Genomic DNA, 17,207 nt, shown 5'->3' with positions numbered 1-17,207 from the left:
CCCTTCACTCCGCCGCCACCCCATGCGCCACCGCGTCCGGATCCTTCCGTCCGAACCAGTGCTTGAAGCGCCGGGAGACGGCGTCGAGGTAGGTCAGGATCACCGGCACCACCAGCAGGGTCAGCAGCGTGGAGCTGATCAGCCCGCCGATGACCGCGTGGGCCATGGGCGCTCGCTGCTGCGCGCCCTCGCCAAGGCCGAGCGCCAGCGGGATCATGCCGAAGATCATCGCCATGGTGGTCATGACGATGGGACGCAGGCGGATGACGCCGGCCTCGACGACCGCGTCGCGCAGTTCCACGCCGCGGGCGCGGGCTTGGTTGGCGAAGTCGACCAGCAGGATGGCGTTCTTGGTCACCAGGCCCATCAGCATGATGAAGCCGATGGCGCTGAAGATATTCAGGGTTGATCCCGCGACCAGCAGGCCCAGGAACACGCCGACCAGCGACAGCGGCAGGGAGACCATGATGGCGATGGGCTGGAGGAAGCTGCCGAACTGCGAGGCCAGGATCAGGTAGATCAGGATGACCGCCAGCAGCAGCGCCTGGGTAGCGTAGCCGGTCGTCTCCGCGATGTCCTTGGTGGAGCCGCCGAAGACGATGCGGTAGCCGGGCGGCAGCTTGATGTCGGCAATCGCCGCCTGCAACTCCTTGCCGGCGTCGCCGGCCGCGCGGCCCTGGACGTTGGCCTGGACGTTGACCTCGCGCGACAGGTCACGGCGGTTGATCTGCGAGGCGCCGAGCGTGGTGGAGACGCGGCTGACCTGCGACAGCGGCACCATGCGCGGCATGCCGTTGGCGTCGTCGCGGCCGGTCAGATAGATGCGGTCCAGGTCGGCGCGCCCGACCCGGTCGCCCTCCGGCAGGCGGACCAGCACGTCGTAGCTCTCGCCGTCCGGCGCCTTCCAGGTGGATACGGTGTCGCCGGCGAAGAGGGGACGCAGCGTGTTGGCGACCTGCGCTGTGCCGACGCCCAGGTCGCTGGCGATTTCCCGCTCCAGCCGGACCGACAGGGTCGGCTTGGCGGCCTTCAGGCTGCTGTCCACGTCGACGAAGCCGCGGATGCGGCCCATGGCGGCGGTGACCTGCTGGGCGATGCGGTCCAGTTCCGCGATGTCGCGGCCCTGGACGGAGACCTGAATCTGCTTCTGCACGCCGCCCACGCCGGGGATGCCGATGCCGACGCTGATGCCGGGGATGGCCGCCAGCCGCTCGCGGATCGCCGGGGCGAGGTCGTTGGGGGAGCGCTTGCGCTGGTTGATCGGCACCAGCCGGACATAGACGCTGCCGCGGTTCTTGCCGACGGCGGCCCCGGTGTTGACCGTGCCGTAGGTGTAGGCGACCTCCGGGAACTCGCGGATGGCCGCCTCGGCCTGCCGCAGCTTCGCCGCCGTGTAGTCGAGGGAGGATCCGACCGGCGTCTCCACCTCCACGACCGATTCGCCCAGATCCGCGGCCGGCACGAACTCCACGCCGATGCGCGGCACCAGGAAGAAGCTGCCGACGAAGATGCCCAGCGCCAAAAGCAACACCAGCCAGCGCCACCTCAGCGCCCAGCCCAGCAGCCGGCCATAGACCCGCGCGATGGCGTCGAAGGCGCGCTGGAAGCCGCCGGCGAAGCGGCCGAAGACGCCGCGCCCGTGCCGCCCGTGCGCCGCCGGATCGTACCACAGGCTGGACAGCATGGGGTCCAGCGTGAAGGACACGAACAGGGAGATCAGCACCGCTGCGGAAACGGTGATCCCGAACTGCAGGAAGAAGCGCCCGATGATGCCGCCCATGAAGGCGACGGGCAGGAACACGGCCACGATGGTCAGCGTGGTGGCCAGCACCGCCAGCCCGATCTCCTTGGTGCCGTCCAACGCCGCCTGCCGGTGCCCTTGGCCCTTGCCCAGGTGGCGCATGATGTTCTCGCGCACCACGATGGCGTCGTCGATCAGGATGCCGATCGCCAGCGACAGCGCCATCAGCGTCATGACGTTCAGCGTGAAGCCGAAGGCCGCCAGCACGCCGAAGGTGCCCATCACCGCCACCGGCAGGGTCAGCGCCGTGATCACCGTGCTGCGCCAGGAGCCCAGGAAGATCATGACGATGAAGACAGTCAGCACGCCGCCCTCGACCAGCGTCCGCTGCACGTTGCTGAGCGAGTTGGTAATCCCGCGCGAGGTGTCGCGGACCACCTCCAGCGCCACGTCGCTGGGCAGGGAGCCGTCGCGGCGCAGCTCGTCCAGCGCCTTGTACAGGCCGCGGGCGACCTCCACCGTGTTGGAGCCCTGGATCTTGACCACGTCCACGGCCAGCGCCGGGGCGCCGTTGAAGAGGGCGACGGACTCCTGCTCCTCCTGCCCGTCCAGCACCTCGGCGACCTGCCGCAGCCGCACCGGCTCGCCACCGCGCCGGGCGACGATCAGGTCGAGCAGCTGGCGCGGGTCGATCACACGCCCGTCCACCTGGACGACGCGCTCCGCCCCGCCGCCCGACACGGTGCCGGCCGGCAGGTCCTGGTTCTCGTCCTTGATCGCCTTGATGACCTGGTCGACGCCGACGTTCAGCGCCTCCAGCCGTTCCGGCCGTAGCCGCACCTGGATCTGGCGCTTGACGCCGCCGGCAATGGTCGCCCGGCCGACGCCGCGGACGTTCTGCAATCGCTTCAGCACGATCTGGTCGGTCATCGTCGTCAGGTCGCGCAGCGTGCGGATGTCCGACTTGACGGCGATGGACAGGATGGGCTGGTCGTCCGGGTTGAAGCGGGTGATCTGCGGGTCCTTCACCTCGTCCCGGAAGGACGGGCGGAGCGCGGAGACCTTCTCGCGCACGTCCTGGAGCGCTTGGGTGGAGGCGGTCTTCAGGTCGAATTCGGCGATCACCACCGACCGGCTCTCGTAGGAGCGGGAGGTCAGCGTCTTGATGCCGGCGATGGTGTTGACCGCGTCCTCGATGGGGCGGGTCACGTCGGTTTCAACGGACTCCGGGCTGGCGCCGGGATACTCGGTCGAGACGACGACCAGCGGGAAGTCCACGTCGGGAAACTGGTCGACGCCCAGCCGCTGGTAGGAGAACAGGCCCAGCACCATCAGCGCCACCATCATCATGGTGGCGAAGACGGGGTTGTCGACGCTGATGCGGGTGATGGGCATGAGCCGTCAGCTCCCCACGACCTTCACCGCCCGCCCGGCGGCGAGGCCGGGCAGGGGGGCGGTCACCACGACGTCGCCTTCGGCAACGCCGTCCACCTGCACGAGGTCGCCACGCGACCACGTCCCCAGCACCTGCACCTTGCGGCGCTCCACCCGGTCTCCGGCGACGACCAGCGCGAAGTCGCCCTCGGCGTCGTGGCGGACGGCGGCGGGGGGCAGGGCGAAGGCGCGATCGGCCTGGGCGACCACCGCGTCGCCGGCCGCGAACATGCCGCCGCGCAAACTGCCGTCGGCATTGTCGAGGCTGACATAGACCGGGATGGCGCGGGTGCCGGCGCGGGCCATGGGGTTGATGCGCGCGATCTCGCCCACGAACTCCCGCGCGCCGAATCCCTCGACGCGCAGCCGCACGGTCTGGCCGGGCTTCAGCCGGGCCACGTCGTCAGCCGGCACGGTCGCCTCGACCTCCACGCGGCTGAGGTCGACGACCGAGAACATCTTGGCGTTCACCGCCAGCGTCTCGCCGGGGTTGATCGCGCGCTCCGCCACGGTGCCGTCGATCGGGCTGAGCACGGTGGCGTCGCGCAGCGCCTTGCGGCTCAGCTCCACCTGCGCCTCCAGCGCCGACACGGCGGCCTGCTGGAAGCGGAATGTGCTCTGCGCCTGGTCCATGTTGGTCTCGGACACGATGTCCTTCTGCCGCAGGGCGAGGTTCTTCGCCCGCGTCTTCTCGGCCAGCACCAGCTGCGCCTTGGCGCCTTCCAGGTTGCTCAGCTTCTCGTTCAGCTTGGCGGTCAGTTCCACCGTGTCGAAGCGGGCGAGCAGCTGTCCCTTGCGCACCGCCTGCCCCTCGCGCACCGGCACCTCGACCAGCCGCGCCGCGACCTCCGACTTCACGAGCGACTGCTCCAGTGGCTGCACCGAACCGCTGAGCCGCACGGTCTCCACCAGTGTGCGGGCGGCGGCGCGGGTGATTTCGACCGCCGCCAGTTCGACCGGCCGTTCCGCCGGCAGTGGGGCGTGGGTCGGCACGGCCGCGGCCTCCCCGGCGGTGCGGACCTTCCAGGCGGCCCCGCCCGCCGCCAGTGCGGCGACGATCAGGACCGGCAGCGCCATCCGGCGCACGAGGCTGCGGCGCTGGCCCACGGGGTGGTCGAGAGTGCCGGGGTTGGCGTCAATCATGGCGCGGTGCGTCCTTGGGTGCGGCCCTCAGCCCATGCAGCATGAGGTCGAGGTAGGCGTCAATGTAGGGTTCTCCGGCGGCCAGGGCCGGGTCGGGCTCGTAGGGCCGCAAGGAGCGGTTCCATAGGGAAAGCATCGTCAGCGGGGCTGCCGCGACGCGTGCCATCTGCTCCACGTCCATCGGGCGGAACTCCCCGCGGTCGATCCCGCGCTGGAGGATGCGCGCGAAGAAGCGGCGGCCGCGCAGCACGACCTCCTCCATGTAGAAGCGGGCGATGTCGGGGAAGTTTCCGGCCTCTGCGATCACCAGCTTGGACAGGCCGGCGTTGGGGCTCTGCTCCATTTCCCAGAACTTGTGGGCCAGGAAACGGAGAAACTCCTCGCTGCTGCCGGTGAAGCTGTCCAGCATCTCTTCCCCCATGCGGAACTGGGGAAGGATCGATTCGCGGACGACGGCTTTGAACAGCCCTTCCTTGTTCTCGAAATAGAGGTAAGGCAGGCCGACGCTGACCCCGGCCTTGCGGGCGACATCCTCCAGCTTCGTCGCGGCGTATCCGCGCGACATGAACAGGTCGCGCGCGGCCTCGATGACCTCGGCCGGGCGGGCTTCCTTGCGGCGGGATCGGCGCTGCGTCGGCGGTGGGGCGGTATCGGGCATGTCGGCTCGAAACTAAATGAACGCTCATTCAATAAGCACGGGTCGTATATTCGTCAAGGCTTTGTCGGTCTTTTTCCGTCCGAGCGCCACGCGCGGAAGGCGTGACAAAACAGCGCGTTTCTCGTCGATGGGCCTCGGCAAATCCGACTACGCCCTTCGCCAGGGAAGGCCGAAAGTGGATGAACGGCTTTTGCGTCGAATCCATTCCGTAAGCAGATGAAAAAAGCTAAATGCCGTCGAATCGGTCCATTACACCCGCGTTGATGCTTGACAGCGGCCATCTATACACCGCAAAGAGGGGGTAACGCCTTCGACTTTGCGCCACCAGCACGGACCCTTCCTTGTGGCTTATCGAGACCTCAAAGCGGCCCGTGCCGCCGGTGTTGCCCTGATCGTCGCACTCGGCTTGGCGGGATGCGCCTCGAACGCTCCGGATACAGCGATGGCTCCCACCGCGCCGGTGGATGTGGCGGCAAAACCCATCGACCCGAACGATCCGCTGGCCCCCTGGGTGCCGCACATTCGCGAGGCGTCGGAACGGTTCGACGTGCCGGAGAAGTGGATCCGCGCCGTGATGATGCGGGAAAGCGGCGGGCGCTCGCTGGTCAACGGACGCACCATCACCAGCTCGGCCGGCGCCATCGGCCTGATGCAGGTGATGCCGGGCACCTACGACATGATGCGCTGGCAATACGGGCTGGGCGCCGACCCGTCGAACCCGCGGGACAACATCCTGGCCGGGACCGCCTATCTGCGCGAGATGTATGACCTGTTCGGCGCGCCGGGCTTCCTGGCGGCCTACAACTGCGGCCCGGCCTGCTACGCGGCGGTCCTTGCCAAGAAGCAGAAGATGCCGCGCGAGACCAGGATGTATCTGGCGGCGCTGACGCCGGTGCTCCGCGGCGTCGAGCCGCGCACGGCCTCGCAGTCGGCGGGCGCCACCGCCATCGAGGTCGCCGTCGTTCCGGCCACCGCGCCGCAGCCCGCTCCGCAGGCGGCCCCCGGCGTGGTGGTTGCGGAGGCTCCCAAGCCGGAGCCGCGGCTTGAGCCGGGCACGCCGGCCCCTGCCGCTCCGCCGGTTGCCGTCGCCGCCCTGGAGCCGCCGCCCCCACCGCGGTCGGTTGAGCCGAAGGGACGGTCCAGCGCGAAGCCCGTCCTGGAGTTCGTCGCCGCCGCTGACCGCAGCAACTCGGCGACCGCGCGGGCCGTGGCGGCCAAGCCCGATAAGGCGCCGGAGCATTCCGTGGAGACGATGGTCGCCGAAGCGCTCCTGCCGCCGAACGCCGCCGCCAAGGGCGAGCGGGTGGTCATCCGCTTCGTGTCCCAGCGCAGCGGCGGCTGCGGCAGCCTGGAAGGCAAGGACCGCGTCTGCGTGGCCCTGGCCGGCGGCGGCGCGGCCGGCCTGTAAGGCTCAACTCCCTCGGTTCTGCAGTCATGGAACTTCCCCCCACGCTCCGCCACGCGGTGGACCGCGCGCTGGATGGCATCGCGCTGTCCGATCTGAAGCGGGCCGCGGACAGGCTTTCGCAGCGGTACCGGGCGGAGGTGAGGGATGGGCGCTTCCATCTGTCGGACGATCTGGCCGCGCGGGCCTATCTGGCGACCCGGCTGCCGGCAACCTACGCGGCAGTCCGAGCCAGTATGGGTGTGGTGGCGGAGGCGCGGCCGGACTTCGCGCCGGTGACGGGGCTGGACGTCGGCGCGGGGCCGGGCACGGCGCTGTGGGCGGCGGCCGACTGCTGGCCGAGCCTCGACGATGTCCTGCTGGTCGAGGGAAGTCCGGCGATCCGGGCGGTGGGCGAGGCCCTGGCGCGGGAGGCGGTTCCGGCCCGCATCCAGTGGCGGGCGGGGGACGTGGCCTCTGGCTTGCCGGAGGGGGAGCCGCGGGATCTGGTGACGCTGGCCTATGTCCTGGACGAGCTGTCGGAGGAGGCGCGGGACCGGCTGGTCGACCGGCTGTGGGCGCTGACCGCGGACACGCTGCTGGTCGTGGAGCCCGGCACCCCGGCGGGGTGGGGCCGCATTCTGCGGGCGCGGCGGCGGCTGGCGGAGGCCGGCGCCCACATCCTGGCGCCTTGCGTCCACAGCGCGGCCTGCCCGCTGGCGGCGCCGGACTGGTGCCATTTCTCCCGCCGGGTGGCGCGGTCCCGGCTGCACCGGCTGGCCAAGGGGGGCGAGGTGCCGTGGGAGGACGAGAAATACGCCTACGTGGCCGTTTCCCGTCACCCCGGCGCCCGGCCGGAGGCCCGGATCATCGCCCCGCCCTGGTCGGCTGGGAACGGTCGCGTCGGCTTCAAGCTCTGCGGCCGGGACGGCGGCGCGTCGGAGCGGGTGCTGGGCAAGCGCGACGGCGCGCTCTTCAAGGCGGCACGCCGCCTGGACTGGGGCGACGTGCTGGAGGGCCCGGTCGACTCGCCCGCTCCGTGAGTCACATCTGCGTGTTAGCAGGCTTCAGCACCCAGGCGGTGGTGGGCGGGAGCGTCGCGCCGGGTGGCAGGACGGTGCCGGTCAGCAGGTCGCGCATCGGGCCGGCGAAGCGGGGCGGCTCGGCCGGACCCGCGCCGAAGTTCAGCACGACGGTGACCGGCTCCGGACCGGGACGGCGGTAGGCCAGCACGGTGTCGGGGCTGGCGGTGTACAGCCATTCCAGCGTCGGCCCCTGCAAGGCGGGTTCGTTGCGACGGAGTTCGCTCAGCCGGGTGTAGATGGGGCGCAACCCTTGCGGGTCATCCCAGGCGATCGGCTTTGGCTCCCCGTAAGGTTCATAGGCGGCGCCGACCTCATCGCCGGTGTAGAGGCCGGGAATGCCGGGCAGGGTCATCAGCAGGGCGGCGGCGACCTTGGTGCGGGCCAAGCCATGGCGCGTGATGAAGCGGGCGCCGGTGTCGTTGTTGTTGAGGAAGCGGAATACCGGCGTGCCGGGCGCCGAGGCGGACAGTGCCGCGCGCAGGCGTGCCGCGGTCGGCGCGCCGTCGTCGAACGCGTCGTGCCAAGCCCACTGGCCGAGCTGGTCGGTCCAGTCGTAGGCGGCGTCGAAGCCGTTCTCCACGTACCAGGGATCGCGGGACGAGGCTTCGGCCAGCAATAGAAGGTCGGGGTTGATGCGGCGAAGCTCCGCGCGGAGGCCCGGCCAGAACTCCGGCGCGCGCTCCTTCACCGCCCAGCTGGCGTCCACGCGGAACCCGTCGATGCCCAGGTCGCGCACCCAATGGGCGAAGGCGGCGGTCATGTAGCGTCGCACCTCCGGGTTGTCGTAGTTGAGATTCTTCAGGTTGGTCCAGGCGAAGTAGCTGGAGACAGCGCCATCCGGCTTGCGGTCGAAGAAGCGGTAATAGGGCGAGGCCGGACCGTGCGCCGCAGCGTCGGCGTGGTAGGGGTGATGCTCGTCCAGATGGTTGGGGACGAAATCCATCAGCACGCGCAGGCCGCGGGCGTGGGCCGCGGCGACCAACGCCTTCAGGTCGTCCTCGCTGCCGAAACGGGCGCGGACGCGGAAATGGTCGATCACTGCGTAGCCGAAGTCGAGCCCCGGCGCCTCCGTCAGCGGCGACAGCCAGAGGGCCGTTGCGCCCAGCGCGGCGATGTCGTCCAGGCGCGCGGTGACGTCGGCGAGGCCGCGCGGGCCGAACAGGTGCGGGACGACGCCGTAGACGACAGCGCCGGCCATCCAGATGGGGTGGTGGCGCTGCGGATCGACCGCTTCGGCGCGGCCGTTGCGGACCCGGAACAAGGCCATGCTCTCGTCGGTGCGGCCTAGCGCGTCGGTCACCCGCAACGTGACGCGGTACTCGCCGTCGGCCGGAGGCGTGGGCAGGGTGAGGCGCTTTTCGGCGCTGGGCAGGGACGGGATGGGGGCCGGGTTGCCGGGGGCGGCGCGCCATTCCGTCTTTGCAATGACGCTCGGGTCGCCTTCGGCGGGCTCGCTGCGGCCGGCATCGAGGACCAAACCGTCGGCGGTGGCGACGGCGCGCACCCAGGCCTTCGGCGTGTCGGGAAGGCGGACCGTCCAGCGCTGCGAGTCGGAGGTTTTGGCCTGCGTTTCGTGCAGGCAGACGGCGCGGAGGTCGGTGTCGCCGGAGGCCAGCGGAACGGTCGCGGTGAAACGGGTGCCGTCGACCTCCGCCACCGCGGAGCCGAGCGGCGACGTGACCTCCACGCGGTCGCAGGCGCCTGACGCGACGGTGCCCTCGACGGTCTTGCGGAAGGTCCAGGCCTCCCCGCCATCGTTGCGGAAGGCCAACGGTCCGTCCGCCTGCGCGATTCCGGGCAGCGTGAGGACGGGCAGGGTGGCGAGTGCGATGGCCAGGAAGAGGCGGGGAAGGGCGGTCATCGTCCGGCGGTCCGCTGGTGAAGGGGCGCCGGCAGGGTGGGCTGTTATGGTTAACGAAAGGTTTTTCGCGCGGAAGGCGCTGCGTCCACGCTGGCGCATCCGGGGGTGGGGGCGTGGCGCGGGGCCGTCACGCTCGACAGGTCCGGACGGTCCGGGGCATTCTGCGCCCGCGATCCATGAAGGTTGGGAGGAACGAATGTCTGATCAGGAACTCCGGCAGCGCCTGAAGCTGGCGCCGGGCGTCGTCACGGGGGCGGATTACCTGGCCCTGCTGGACGCCTGCCGGACCGGCGGCTACGCCCTGCCGGCGGTGAACGTGATCGGCACCAACAGCATCAACGCGGTGCTGGAAGCGGCGGCGCGCAACAAGTCGGACGTGATCATCCAGCTGTCCAACGGCGGTGCGCGATTCTTCGCCGGCGAGGGCTGCCCGGACGCCCACACCGCTCGCGTTCTCGGCGCCGTGTCGGCTGCGCAGCACGTCCATCTGCTCGCCGAGGCCTACGGCGTCTGCGTCATCATGCACACCGACCACGCGGACCGGTCCCTGCTGCCGTGGGTGAACGGCATGATCGACCACGGCGAGGCCTTCATGGCCCGCACCGGGAAGCCGCTCTTCTCCTCCCACATGATCGACCTGTCGGCCGAGCCGCTGGAGACCAACATCGCCGAATGCGCCAAGGTGCTGGAACGGCTGGCGCCGCTGGGGATGAGCCTGGAGATCGAGCTGGGCGTGACCGGCGGTGAGGAGGACGGCATCGGCCACGACCTGGAGGAGTCCGCGGACAATGCACACCTCTACACCCAGCCGGAGGACGTGCTGCGCGCCTATGACGCGCTGTCGCCCATCGGCCACGTGACCATCGCCGCGTCCTTCGGCAACGTCCACGGCGTCTATGCGCCCGGCAACGTGAAGCTGCGCCCGGAGATCCTGAAGGCCTCGCAGGAGGCGGTCGCGGCACGGACGGGCGGCGACAAGCCGCTCAGCCTCGTTTTCCACGGCGGGTCCGGCTCGGAAAAGGACAAGATCCGCGAGGCGGTGTCCTACGGCGTGTTCAAGATGAACATCGACACAGACACCCAGTTCGCCTTCGCCTCCGCCATCGGCGGCTATGTGAACGCGAACCCCGTCGCCTTCACGCACCAGATCGACCCGGCGACCGGCGCCCCGCAGAAGAAGCTGTACGATCCGCGCAAGTGGCTGCGGGTCGGCGAGAAGGGCGTCGCCAGCCGCCTCGACGAGGCGTTTGCTGACCTTGGGTCGGCCGGGCGTAGCTTGGCGCAGTAAGGGGAAGCCTATCCCCCTCTCCCGCCGGGGGCGGGAGAGGGGGATAGACCACGGCATAACGGCGGGGGCATGCGATGACCATGCTGCGGCTGTTCACCATCGCCTTCATGGCGATCATCCTCGTCCCGAGTGGTGCTCACCTGTCCGAGTTGCCGGCGAAGATCGGGATGGAGCGGGATGCCTACTTCGTGGTCCAGGGCATTTACGCCGGCTGGGCCCTGTTCGGTATCCCGATCATCGTGGCGTTCTTCGCGAACGGCGCCTTGGCGGCTCTGGAGCGTCGCCGTGATCGTGCGGCGGCGCGTTGGGCCGGAATCTCAGCCCTGCTGGTTCTGCTGAGCCTCGCCGTCTTCTTTGTCTGGATTTTCCCGGCCAACCAGGAAACGGCGAACTGGACCCGGTCGCCGGAGAATTGGAACGCGTTGCGGCGCCAATGGGAATGGGCGCACGCCGCGAACGCGCTGATCGTGTTCGGCGCGTTCCTGGCCACGTGCATGGCGGTGGTTCGGCGGTAGGTTGGTCCCGTCAGCGTTGGATCAGGGCGCTTTCCTTGCCGGAGAGGATGAAGACCTTCTTGTAGGCCTTCAGCAGGGCGTCGATCAGGGCGTTGACTTCCGGGCTGGACATGGCGCGGGGCTTGGCCGGATCGACGTGCAGGACGCAGCTGTCCTTGACGTCGTTGAAGGCGGCCAGCGCGTGGATGCGGTCGGGGCGGAACTCGTCGGGGAAGTTCTCGTCCATCAGCCAGAAGCACTGGAAGTTCCGGCAGGAGGGCGGGCGCTCCTCATAGACCGTGCAGCCCTTGCCCTGGTCGCAGGACACGCACCATTTGGCCGACGGCTTCTTCAGTTCGGGCACGCCCATCAGTTTGCAGCACAGCGTGCACTCTCCGCAGGTGCGGTCGGCCATAACCCAAGTTCCTTTTAACTCGACGGGGAGCGCGGACACTCGCACAGAGCGGGGGCCGGGGGAAAGTCCCCGTTGGGTCAAGGATTGCCTTTCGGGTCAGAAGATGCCGTCGACCAGCGGTTCGGTCAGTTCCTTGACCAGCAGCCGCTCGATGTCCTCCGACGGAGCGGGGCGGGCGTAGAGATAGCCTTGCGCGTATTTGCACATGATGTCGCGCAGGAATTCGGCCTCCGCCTCCGTCTCCACGCCCTCGGCCACGGCGTCCATGCCCAGGATGGTGGCCAGCGTGGTGATGACCTGGACGATGGCGGCGTTGCCCTCGCCTGATGACACCGCCTGGACGAAGCTGCGGTCGATCTTCAGCGTGTCGGCCGGGAACTTGTGCAGGTAGGACAGCGACGAATAGCCGGTGCCGAAATCGTCGATGGACAGGCGCACGTCCATGTCGCGGATCATCTGCATCAGCTCCCGGCATTTGGCCGGATCCTGCATCAGCAGGCTTTCCGTGATCTCCAGCTTCAGCGTCGCGGGCGGGACGCGGTATTCGTCCAGCACTTCCTGCACCAGCCCGACGAGGTCGTCGTCGCGGAACTGGCGGGAGGAGACGTTGACGCTCATGAACAGCGGCGTCCGGCGCGGGAAGCTGCGCTGCCACAGGCTGAGCTGCCGCGTCGCCTCGCGCAGAGCCCAGCGGCCCATGGGGACGATCAGGCCCGAGTCCTCGGCCAGCGGGATGAACTCGCCGGGCGGGACCAGCCCGCGTTCCGGGTGGCGCCAGCGCATCAGCGCCTCGAAACCGGCGATGCGCCCGGCCGACACCCCGATGATCGGCTGGTAGAAGAGGCAGAGCTGGTTCTGCTCCAGCGCCGTGCGCAGGTCGGTTTCCGTGCGGATCCGCGTCATCGCCTGCCGGCGCAGGTTGCTGTCGAACACGTCGATGCGCGCCCGGCCGCCCGACTTCGCCCGGTACATGGCGAGTCCGGCGTCGCGCAGCATGTCCTCCGCCCGGTCATAGCCGGTGGCGCTGAGCGCGATGCCGATGGAGGCGGTCAGGGCCAGCTCGTGCCCGTCCAGCGCCAACGGGCGGCCGATGGTCGCGGCCATCCGCTCCGCCGCCGCAAGGGCGCTGCCCACGTCGGCGACGTCGTCCAGCAGCATGGCGAACTCGTCCACCGACAGCCGGGCCAGCGTGTCGCCCATGCGGCGGATTGAATTGAGCCGGTCCGCGATGATCTTCAGCAGCGTGTCGCCGGCCGCCGGCCCCAGCGCGTCGTTGATCGACTTGAAGCGGTCGAGGTCAATGAGCAGCACAGCGAAGGGCTTGCCGCCGGCGCGGCGGTTGCGGTCCAGCGCCTGCCCGACGCGGTCGAGCAGGAGCGTGCGGTTCGGCAGGCCGGTCATGCCATCGTGGAAGGCGTCGAACAGCACCTGCTGCTCCGCCTTTTTGCGCGCGGTGATGTCGGTCATCGAGCCGGCGATGCGCACCGCCCGCCCGGCCTCCCGCACGGCGAGGCCGCGCACGAGCAGCCAGGGCGTGCCGCCATCGGCGGCGTGGATGCGGAATTCGTGCTCCACGTGGTCGCGCTCGCCCGCCAGATGCAGGTCGATGGCGCTCTTCAGCCCCTCCCGGTCGTCGGGGAGGACGCGGTTGAACCAAGCCGCCGTGGTGTTGGGCGCCGTGGTGTCGGCCGCCTTTGCATTGGCCGGGGTGGCGGCGTCCAGCCCCAGCAGGGCCGCGCAGCGCGGGGAGTAGTAGACCTCGCCCGTGTCGATCCGCCAGTCCCACAGGCCGTCATTGGCGCCGGCGGCGGCCAGGGCGTAGCGCTCCTCGCTGCGGCGCAGGTCCCGCTCGGCGTTCTTGCGGTCGGTGATGTCGGCGACCGACCCGACGAGGCGGGCCGGGTCGCCCGATTCGTCCATGACAGCCATGCCCCGGCAGACCAGCCAGCGCCAGCGTCCGTTGTTGGCGGCGCCATCCTCCCCCGCGGGATCCGATTCGGTGCGCAGCACGCGGTGTTCGATCTGGAAAGGGACCGAAACACCCACCATTTGACCTTCGAAGGAGGCGTAGAGCCAGTCGATGTCCTCGGGGTGGACACGGTCGAGCCAATCCTCCGGGCGGTTCGAGTCGCCCGGCGGCAGTCCGAGAAAGTCCTTGAAGCGCGGGGACAGGAACATCGAGTCGTTGCGAAGGTCCCAGTCCCAAACGCCCTCGGAGCCGGCTTTCTCGGCCAACAGGTATCGGTCGATCGTGCTGCTCAAGACCCCCCTCATGAACCAGCGGTGACCGTGCGCCGCCTGACCGCCGCAATGCTGACACGCCGGCCGCCACCATATTGCCGGAATGGTGAAGGAGAAGTGAAGTTCGTGCCCGTACGAACTTTCTTTCGCGCTTGCGAAACGTCTTTGACGCGCAGGCCGCTGCCACCGGGGATCGTCGGACGAATTGCGGGCCCGCGGACAACTTGGTAGAGCATGGGCATGGAATGGTCCGATCAGGGCATCGTGCTGTCGACGCGCCCCCATGGCGAGACGTCGGCGGTCGCCAGCCTGCTGACGCGGGAGCATGGGCGCCACGCCGGCATGGTGATGGGCGGCCGGTCGAGCCGGCAGCGCGGCAGTCTGGAACCCGGCACGCTGGTCGCGGCGCGCTGGCGCGGGCGGCTGCCCGAGCATCTCGGCAACTTCTCGCTGGAGACGGCGCACGGCTACGCCGCGGCCTTCCTCGATGACCCGCCGCGGCTGGCCGCGCTGACCGCCGCCTGCGCCCTGGTCGAAGCGGCGATCCCGGAGCATGAGCCGAACAGCGCCCTGTTCGACGGCCTGCTGGCGCTGTTTGGCCTGCTGGGAACCGACGCCTGGGCCGAGACCTACGTGCGGTGGGAAGTCGGGCTGCTGGGCGAGTTGGGATTCGGGTTGGATCTGGACCGCTGCGCGGTGACGGGCACCAACGACTACCTCGCCTATGTCAGCCCGCGGACCGGCCGCGCCGTGTCCGCCGCGGTGGGCGAACCCTACCGCGACCGGCTGCTGCCCCTGCCGGGCTTTCTGATCGGCCTGGGCGGCGGCGGTCCGCGCGAGGTGGAGGAAGGGTTGCGGCTGACCGAACACTTCCTGGAACGCCACGTGCTGAGCGGCCCCGTGCCGCCGGCGCGTGAACGATTAAGAGAACGTTACGCGAACGCGGTGGCGCGCCGCAGCTAGATTTGGTATCCAAAAGGCATGACGTCCCAAGACCCCGTCCTCGACATTTCGGACAAGCCGCTTCGCGAGGCCCTCAGCGAGCGGTACCTGAGCTACGCCCTGTCCACCATCATGGCGCGGTCGCTGCCCGACGTGCGCGACGGCCTGAAGCCGGTGCACCGGCGGCTGCTCTACGCCATGAGCCAACTGCGGCTGGACCCGTCGACGCCGCCGAAGAAGTCGGCCCGCGTCGTCGGCGACGTGATCGGCAAATTCCACCCGCACGGCGACACCGCGGTCTACGACGCGCTGGTCCGCCTGGCGCAGGACTTCGCCGTGCGCTACCGGCTGATCGACGGCCAGGGCAACTTCGGCAACATCGACGGCGACAACGCCGCGGCCATGCGGTACACGGAAGCCCGCCTGACCGAGGTCGCCAAGGCCCTGCTGGAGGGCATCGACGAGGACGCCGTCGACTTCCGACCGACCTACGACGGCGACGGGGAAGAGCCGGCGGTGCTGCCGGCCAACTTCCCCAACCTGCTGGCCAACGGGTCCAGCGGCATCGCCGTGGGCATGGCGACCAACATCCCGCCGCACAACGTCGCCCAGATCTGCTCCGCCCTGCGGCTGGTCCTGAAATACAAGCAGGACTGCGTGAAGGCGGCGTTGGCCGGAAAGGAACTGCCGGCGCCGACGAGGATCGAGGATCTGGTCACGCTGATCTCCGGCCCCGACTTCCCCACGGGGGGCGTGCTGGTGGAGCCGCGGGCGAACGTTGTTGAAGCGTATCGAACCGGCCGCGGATCGTTCCGTCTGCGTGCCAAGTGGGAGGTGGAGAAGCTCGGCCAGGGGACTTGGCAGGTCGTCGTCACCGAGATGCCCTACCAGGTGCAGAAGGCCCGGCTGGTCGAGAAGATCGCGGAGCTGCTGGCCAACCGGAAGCTGCTTCTGCTGGAGGACGTGCGCGACGAGTCGGCGGAGGACGTCCGGCTGGTGCTGGTGCCCAAGAGCCGCAACGTCGACCCCGAGGTCCTGATGGCCTCGCTGTTCCAGGCGACCGACCTGGAGATCCGCTTCGCCATGAACATGAACGTGCTGGACAAGGACAACGTCCCGCGCGTGATGAACCTGTTCGAGGTGCTGGACGCCTTCCTCGACCACCGGCACGAGGTGCTGGTCCGCCGCTCCAACCACCGGCTGGCGCAGATCGACCACCGGCTGGAGGTGCTGGGCGGCTACCTTATCGCCTTCCTGAACCTGGACGAGGTCATCCGCATCATCCGCGAGGAGGACGAGCCCAAGCAGGACCTGATGCGCGCCTTCGCCCTGACCGAGGTGCAGGCGGAGGCCATCCTGAACATGCGGCTGCGCAACCTGCGCCGGCTGGAGGAGATGGAAATCCGCAAGGAGAACGAGAAGCTCAGCGCCGAGAAGGCGGGGCTGGTCGAACTGCTGGCAGACGAGGGCCTGCGCTGGAAGTCCATCGGCAAGGAGACGGAGGAGACGCGCAAGCGCTTCGGCGAGGACCGCCGCACCCAGGTGGCCGAGGCCGCCGCGGTGATCGACATCCCCGTCGACGCCATGGTGGAGCGCGAGGCGCTGACCGTGCTGTGCTCCAAGAAGGGCTGGATCCGCGCGGTGCGCAACCACCTGAACGACGTCGAGCGCGCCGACGTGAAGTACAAGGACGGCGACGCGGAGGGCTTCTGGGTCCACTGCGAGACGACCGACAAGCTGCTGGTCTTCGGCACCAACGGCAAGTTCTACACGCTGTCCGCCGACAAGCTGCCGCGCGGGCGCGGCTTCGGCGAGCCGGTGCGGCTGATGATCGAGCTTGGCAACGACGTGGACATCCTGGCGCTATTCAAGCACCAGCCCGGCCGCAAGCTGCTGGTTGCGTCGGAGGACGGCCGCGGCTTCCAGGTCGAGGAGACGGAGGTCGTCGCCCAGACCCGCGCCGGCAAGCAGGTGCTGAACCCGGATGACAACAAGGAAGCCAAGATCTGCATCCCGGTGGAGGGCGACCATGTGGCCGTGATCGGCAACAACCGCCTGCTGCTGGTCTTCCCGCTGGACCAGGTGCCGGAGATGACGCGCGGCAAGGGCGTGCAGCTGCAGAAGTACAAGGACGGCAGCCTGTCCGACCTGAAGGTCTTCACCCTGGCCGAGGGGCTGAGCTGGAAGCACGGCGAGCGGCAGTTCAACGTGACGAACCTGACCGGCTGGCTCGGCAACCGGGCCGGGGTCGGCAAGATGCCGCCCAACGGCTTTCCCAAGGTGAACCGCTTCACCTGACGCGCAACGGAACGGGAGGCTTCGGCCTCCCGTTTCGCTTTCAGCGCTTGTTCGCGCACAAATTTTCGATTCCGCGGCTGGCAAGCCATGCTTGGCCTTGAACTCTGCCCCGCGTTTCCGGCATAGTCTTCCCGTCAAAAGGAGTCGGAGCGGTTCGCCCCAGGGTTTGCCCCAGGCCAGCCAAGCTCCGGACCGCAGGGAGGCAAACGCATGGGCTCCACCA

Annotated in this window: 12 protein-coding genes; 6 read left to right on the top strand and 6 right to left on the bottom strand. The window is 69.3% G+C overall.

Annotation, left to right across the window (positions count from 1 at the left end; genetic code table 11):
- Positions 1 to 4: 4 nt before the first annotated feature.
- The 3 genes from M2351_RS41265 to M2351_RS41255 are packed head-to-tail and all read right to left on the bottom strand — an operon-like array spanning position 5 to position 4,976.
- Positions 5 to 3,136, bottom strand: coding sequence for an efflux RND transporter permease subunit (locus M2351_RS41265; protein ID WP_264661752.1), 3,132 nt, complete (start codon positions 3,134 to 3,136; stop codon positions 5 to 7).
- 6 nt (positions 3,137 to 3,142) lie between these two features.
- Positions 3,143 to 4,318, bottom strand: coding sequence for an efflux RND transporter periplasmic adaptor subunit (locus M2351_RS41260; protein WP_264661751.1), 1,176 nt, complete (start codon positions 4,316 to 4,318; stop codon positions 3,143 to 3,145).
- The gene (locus M2351_RS41255; RefSeq protein WP_264661750.1) at positions 4,311 to 4,976 is read right to left on the bottom strand and encodes a TetR/AcrR family transcriptional regulator; all 666 of its coding nucleotides are present in this window, start codon (positions 4,974 to 4,976) and stop codon (positions 4,311 to 4,313) included. Before M2351_RS41255 ends, M2351_RS41260 begins: the two co-directional genes overlap by 8 nt.
- A 442-nt stretch (positions 4,977 to 5,418) precedes the next feature.
- On the opposite strand from M2351_RS41255, the gene M2351_RS41250 reads away from it, so the two are divergent.
- Both M2351_RS41250 and M2351_RS41245 read left to right on the top strand, forming a co-directional pair.
- Positions 5,419 to 6,384: a lytic transglycosylase domain-containing protein gene (locus M2351_RS41250; RefSeq protein ID WP_264661749.1), complete on the top strand. Its 966-nt coding sequence runs from the start codon at positions 5,419 to 5,421 to the stop codon at positions 6,382 to 6,384.
- Between the two features lie 26 nt (positions 6,385 to 6,410).
- Positions 6,411 to 7,403 carry a small ribosomal subunit Rsm22 family protein gene (locus M2351_RS41245; RefSeq protein WP_264661748.1) on the top strand — a complete coding sequence of 331 codons (993 nt, stop codon included), beginning with the start codon at positions 6,411 to 6,413 and terminating at the stop codon, positions 7,401 to 7,403.
- 1 nt (position 7,404) lies between these two features.
- Here the strand turns inward: M2351_RS41245 and M2351_RS41240 are convergent, their stop codons facing one another.
- On the bottom strand, positions 7,405 to 9,306 hold the full coding sequence (locus M2351_RS41240; RefSeq protein ID WP_264661747.1) for an alpha-amylase family glycosyl hydrolase: 1,902 nt from the start codon (positions 9,304 to 9,306) through the stop codon (positions 7,405 to 7,407).
- A 196-nt stretch (positions 9,307 to 9,502) separates the two neighbouring features.
- Here M2351_RS41240 and fbaA point away from each other — a divergent pair, with 196 nt between their 5' ends.
- Positions 9,503 to 10,594, top strand: a complete 1,092-nt coding sequence (gene fbaA / locus M2351_RS41235) for a class II fructose-bisphosphate aldolase (RefSeq protein ID WP_264661746.1) — start codon at positions 9,503 to 9,505, stop codon at positions 10,592 to 10,594.
- A 74-nt stretch (positions 10,595 to 10,668) separates the two neighbouring features.
- A complete protein-coding gene (locus tag M2351_RS41230) occupies positions 10,669 to 11,109 on the top strand; it encodes a DUF1772 domain-containing protein (RefSeq protein WP_264661745.1) in 441 nt (146 codons plus the stop codon).
- A 10-nt stretch (positions 11,110 to 11,119) separates the two neighbouring features.
- On the opposite strand, the gene M2351_RS41225 is transcribed toward M2351_RS41230, so the two are convergent.
- Together M2351_RS41225 and M2351_RS41220 are read right to left on the bottom strand one after the other, a co-directional pair.
- On the bottom strand, positions 11,120 to 11,503 hold the full coding sequence (locus tag M2351_RS41225) for a hypothetical protein (RefSeq protein WP_264661744.1): 384 nt from the start codon (positions 11,501 to 11,503) through the stop codon (positions 11,120 to 11,122).
- A gap of 96 nt (positions 11,504 to 11,599) precedes the next feature.
- Entirely contained in the window at positions 11,600 to 13,765 is a 2,166-nt protein-coding gene (locus tag M2351_RS41220) for a putative bifunctional diguanylate cyclase/phosphodiesterase (protein ID WP_264661743.1), read from the bottom strand.
- A 219-nt stretch (positions 13,766 to 13,984) separates the two neighbouring features.
- Here M2351_RS41220 and recO point away from each other — a divergent pair, with 219 nt between their 5' ends.
- Positions 13,985 to 14,707: a DNA repair protein RecO gene (recO, locus tag M2351_RS41215; RefSeq protein ID WP_264661742.1), complete on the top strand. Its 723-nt coding sequence runs from the start codon at positions 13,985 to 13,987 to the stop codon at positions 14,705 to 14,707.
- Positions 14,708 to 14,725: 18 nt separating this feature from the next.
- Positions 14,726 to 16,984, top strand: coding sequence for a DNA topoisomerase IV subunit A (gene parC / locus M2351_RS41210; RefSeq protein ID WP_264661741.1), 2,259 nt, complete (start codon positions 14,726 to 14,728; stop codon positions 16,982 to 16,984).
- The last annotated feature ends 223 nt before the right edge of the window (positions 16,985 to 17,207 follow it).

This window comes from Azospirillum canadense (assembly GCF_025961225.1).
GTDB lineage: Bacteria > Pseudomonadota > Alphaproteobacteria > Azospirillales > Azospirillaceae > Azospirillum > Azospirillum canadense.
The sequence above is the reverse complement of the archived record's forward strand: the minus strand, read 5'-3'. Positions and strand labels throughout refer to the sequence as shown.

Coding starts and splice junctions, on each gene's coding strand:
- M2351_RS41265 (WP_264661752.1), bottom strand. CDS start 3,136: ATGCCCATCACCCGCATCAGCGTCGACAACCCCGTCTTCGCCACCATG.
- M2351_RS41255 (WP_264661750.1), bottom strand. CDS start 4,976: ATGCCCGATACCGCCCCACCGCCGACGCAGCGCCGATCCCGCCGCAAG.
- M2351_RS41230 (WP_264661745.1), top strand. CDS start 10,669: ATGACCATGCTGCGGCTGTTCACCATCGCCTTCATGGCGATCATCCTC.
- M2351_RS41225 (WP_264661744.1), bottom strand. CDS start 11,503: ATGGCCGACCGCACCTGCGGAGAGTGCACGCTGTGCTGCAAACTGATG.
- recO (WP_264661742.1), top strand. CDS start 13,985: ATGGAATGGTCCGATCAGGGCATCGTGCTGTCGACGCGCCCCCATGGC.
- M2351_RS41260 (WP_264661751.1), bottom strand. CDS start 4,318: ATGATTGACGCCAACCCCGGCACTCTCGACCACCCCGTGGGCCAGCGC.
- M2351_RS41250 (WP_264661749.1), top strand. CDS start 5,419: ATGGCTCCCACCGCGCCGGTGGATGTGGCGGCAAAACCCATCGACCCG.
- M2351_RS41240 (WP_264661747.1), bottom strand. CDS start 9,306: ATGACCGCCCTTCCCCGCCTCTTCCTGGCCATCGCACTCGCCACCCTG.
- fbaA (WP_264661746.1), top strand. CDS start 9,503: ATGTCTGATCAGGAACTCCGGCAGCGCCTGAAGCTGGCGCCGGGCGTC.
- parC (WP_264661741.1), top strand. CDS start 14,726: ATGACGTCCCAAGACCCCGTCCTCGACATTTCGGACAAGCCGCTTCGC.
- M2351_RS41245 (WP_264661748.1), top strand. CDS start 6,411: ATGGAACTTCCCCCCACGCTCCGCCACGCGGTGGACCGCGCGCTGGAT.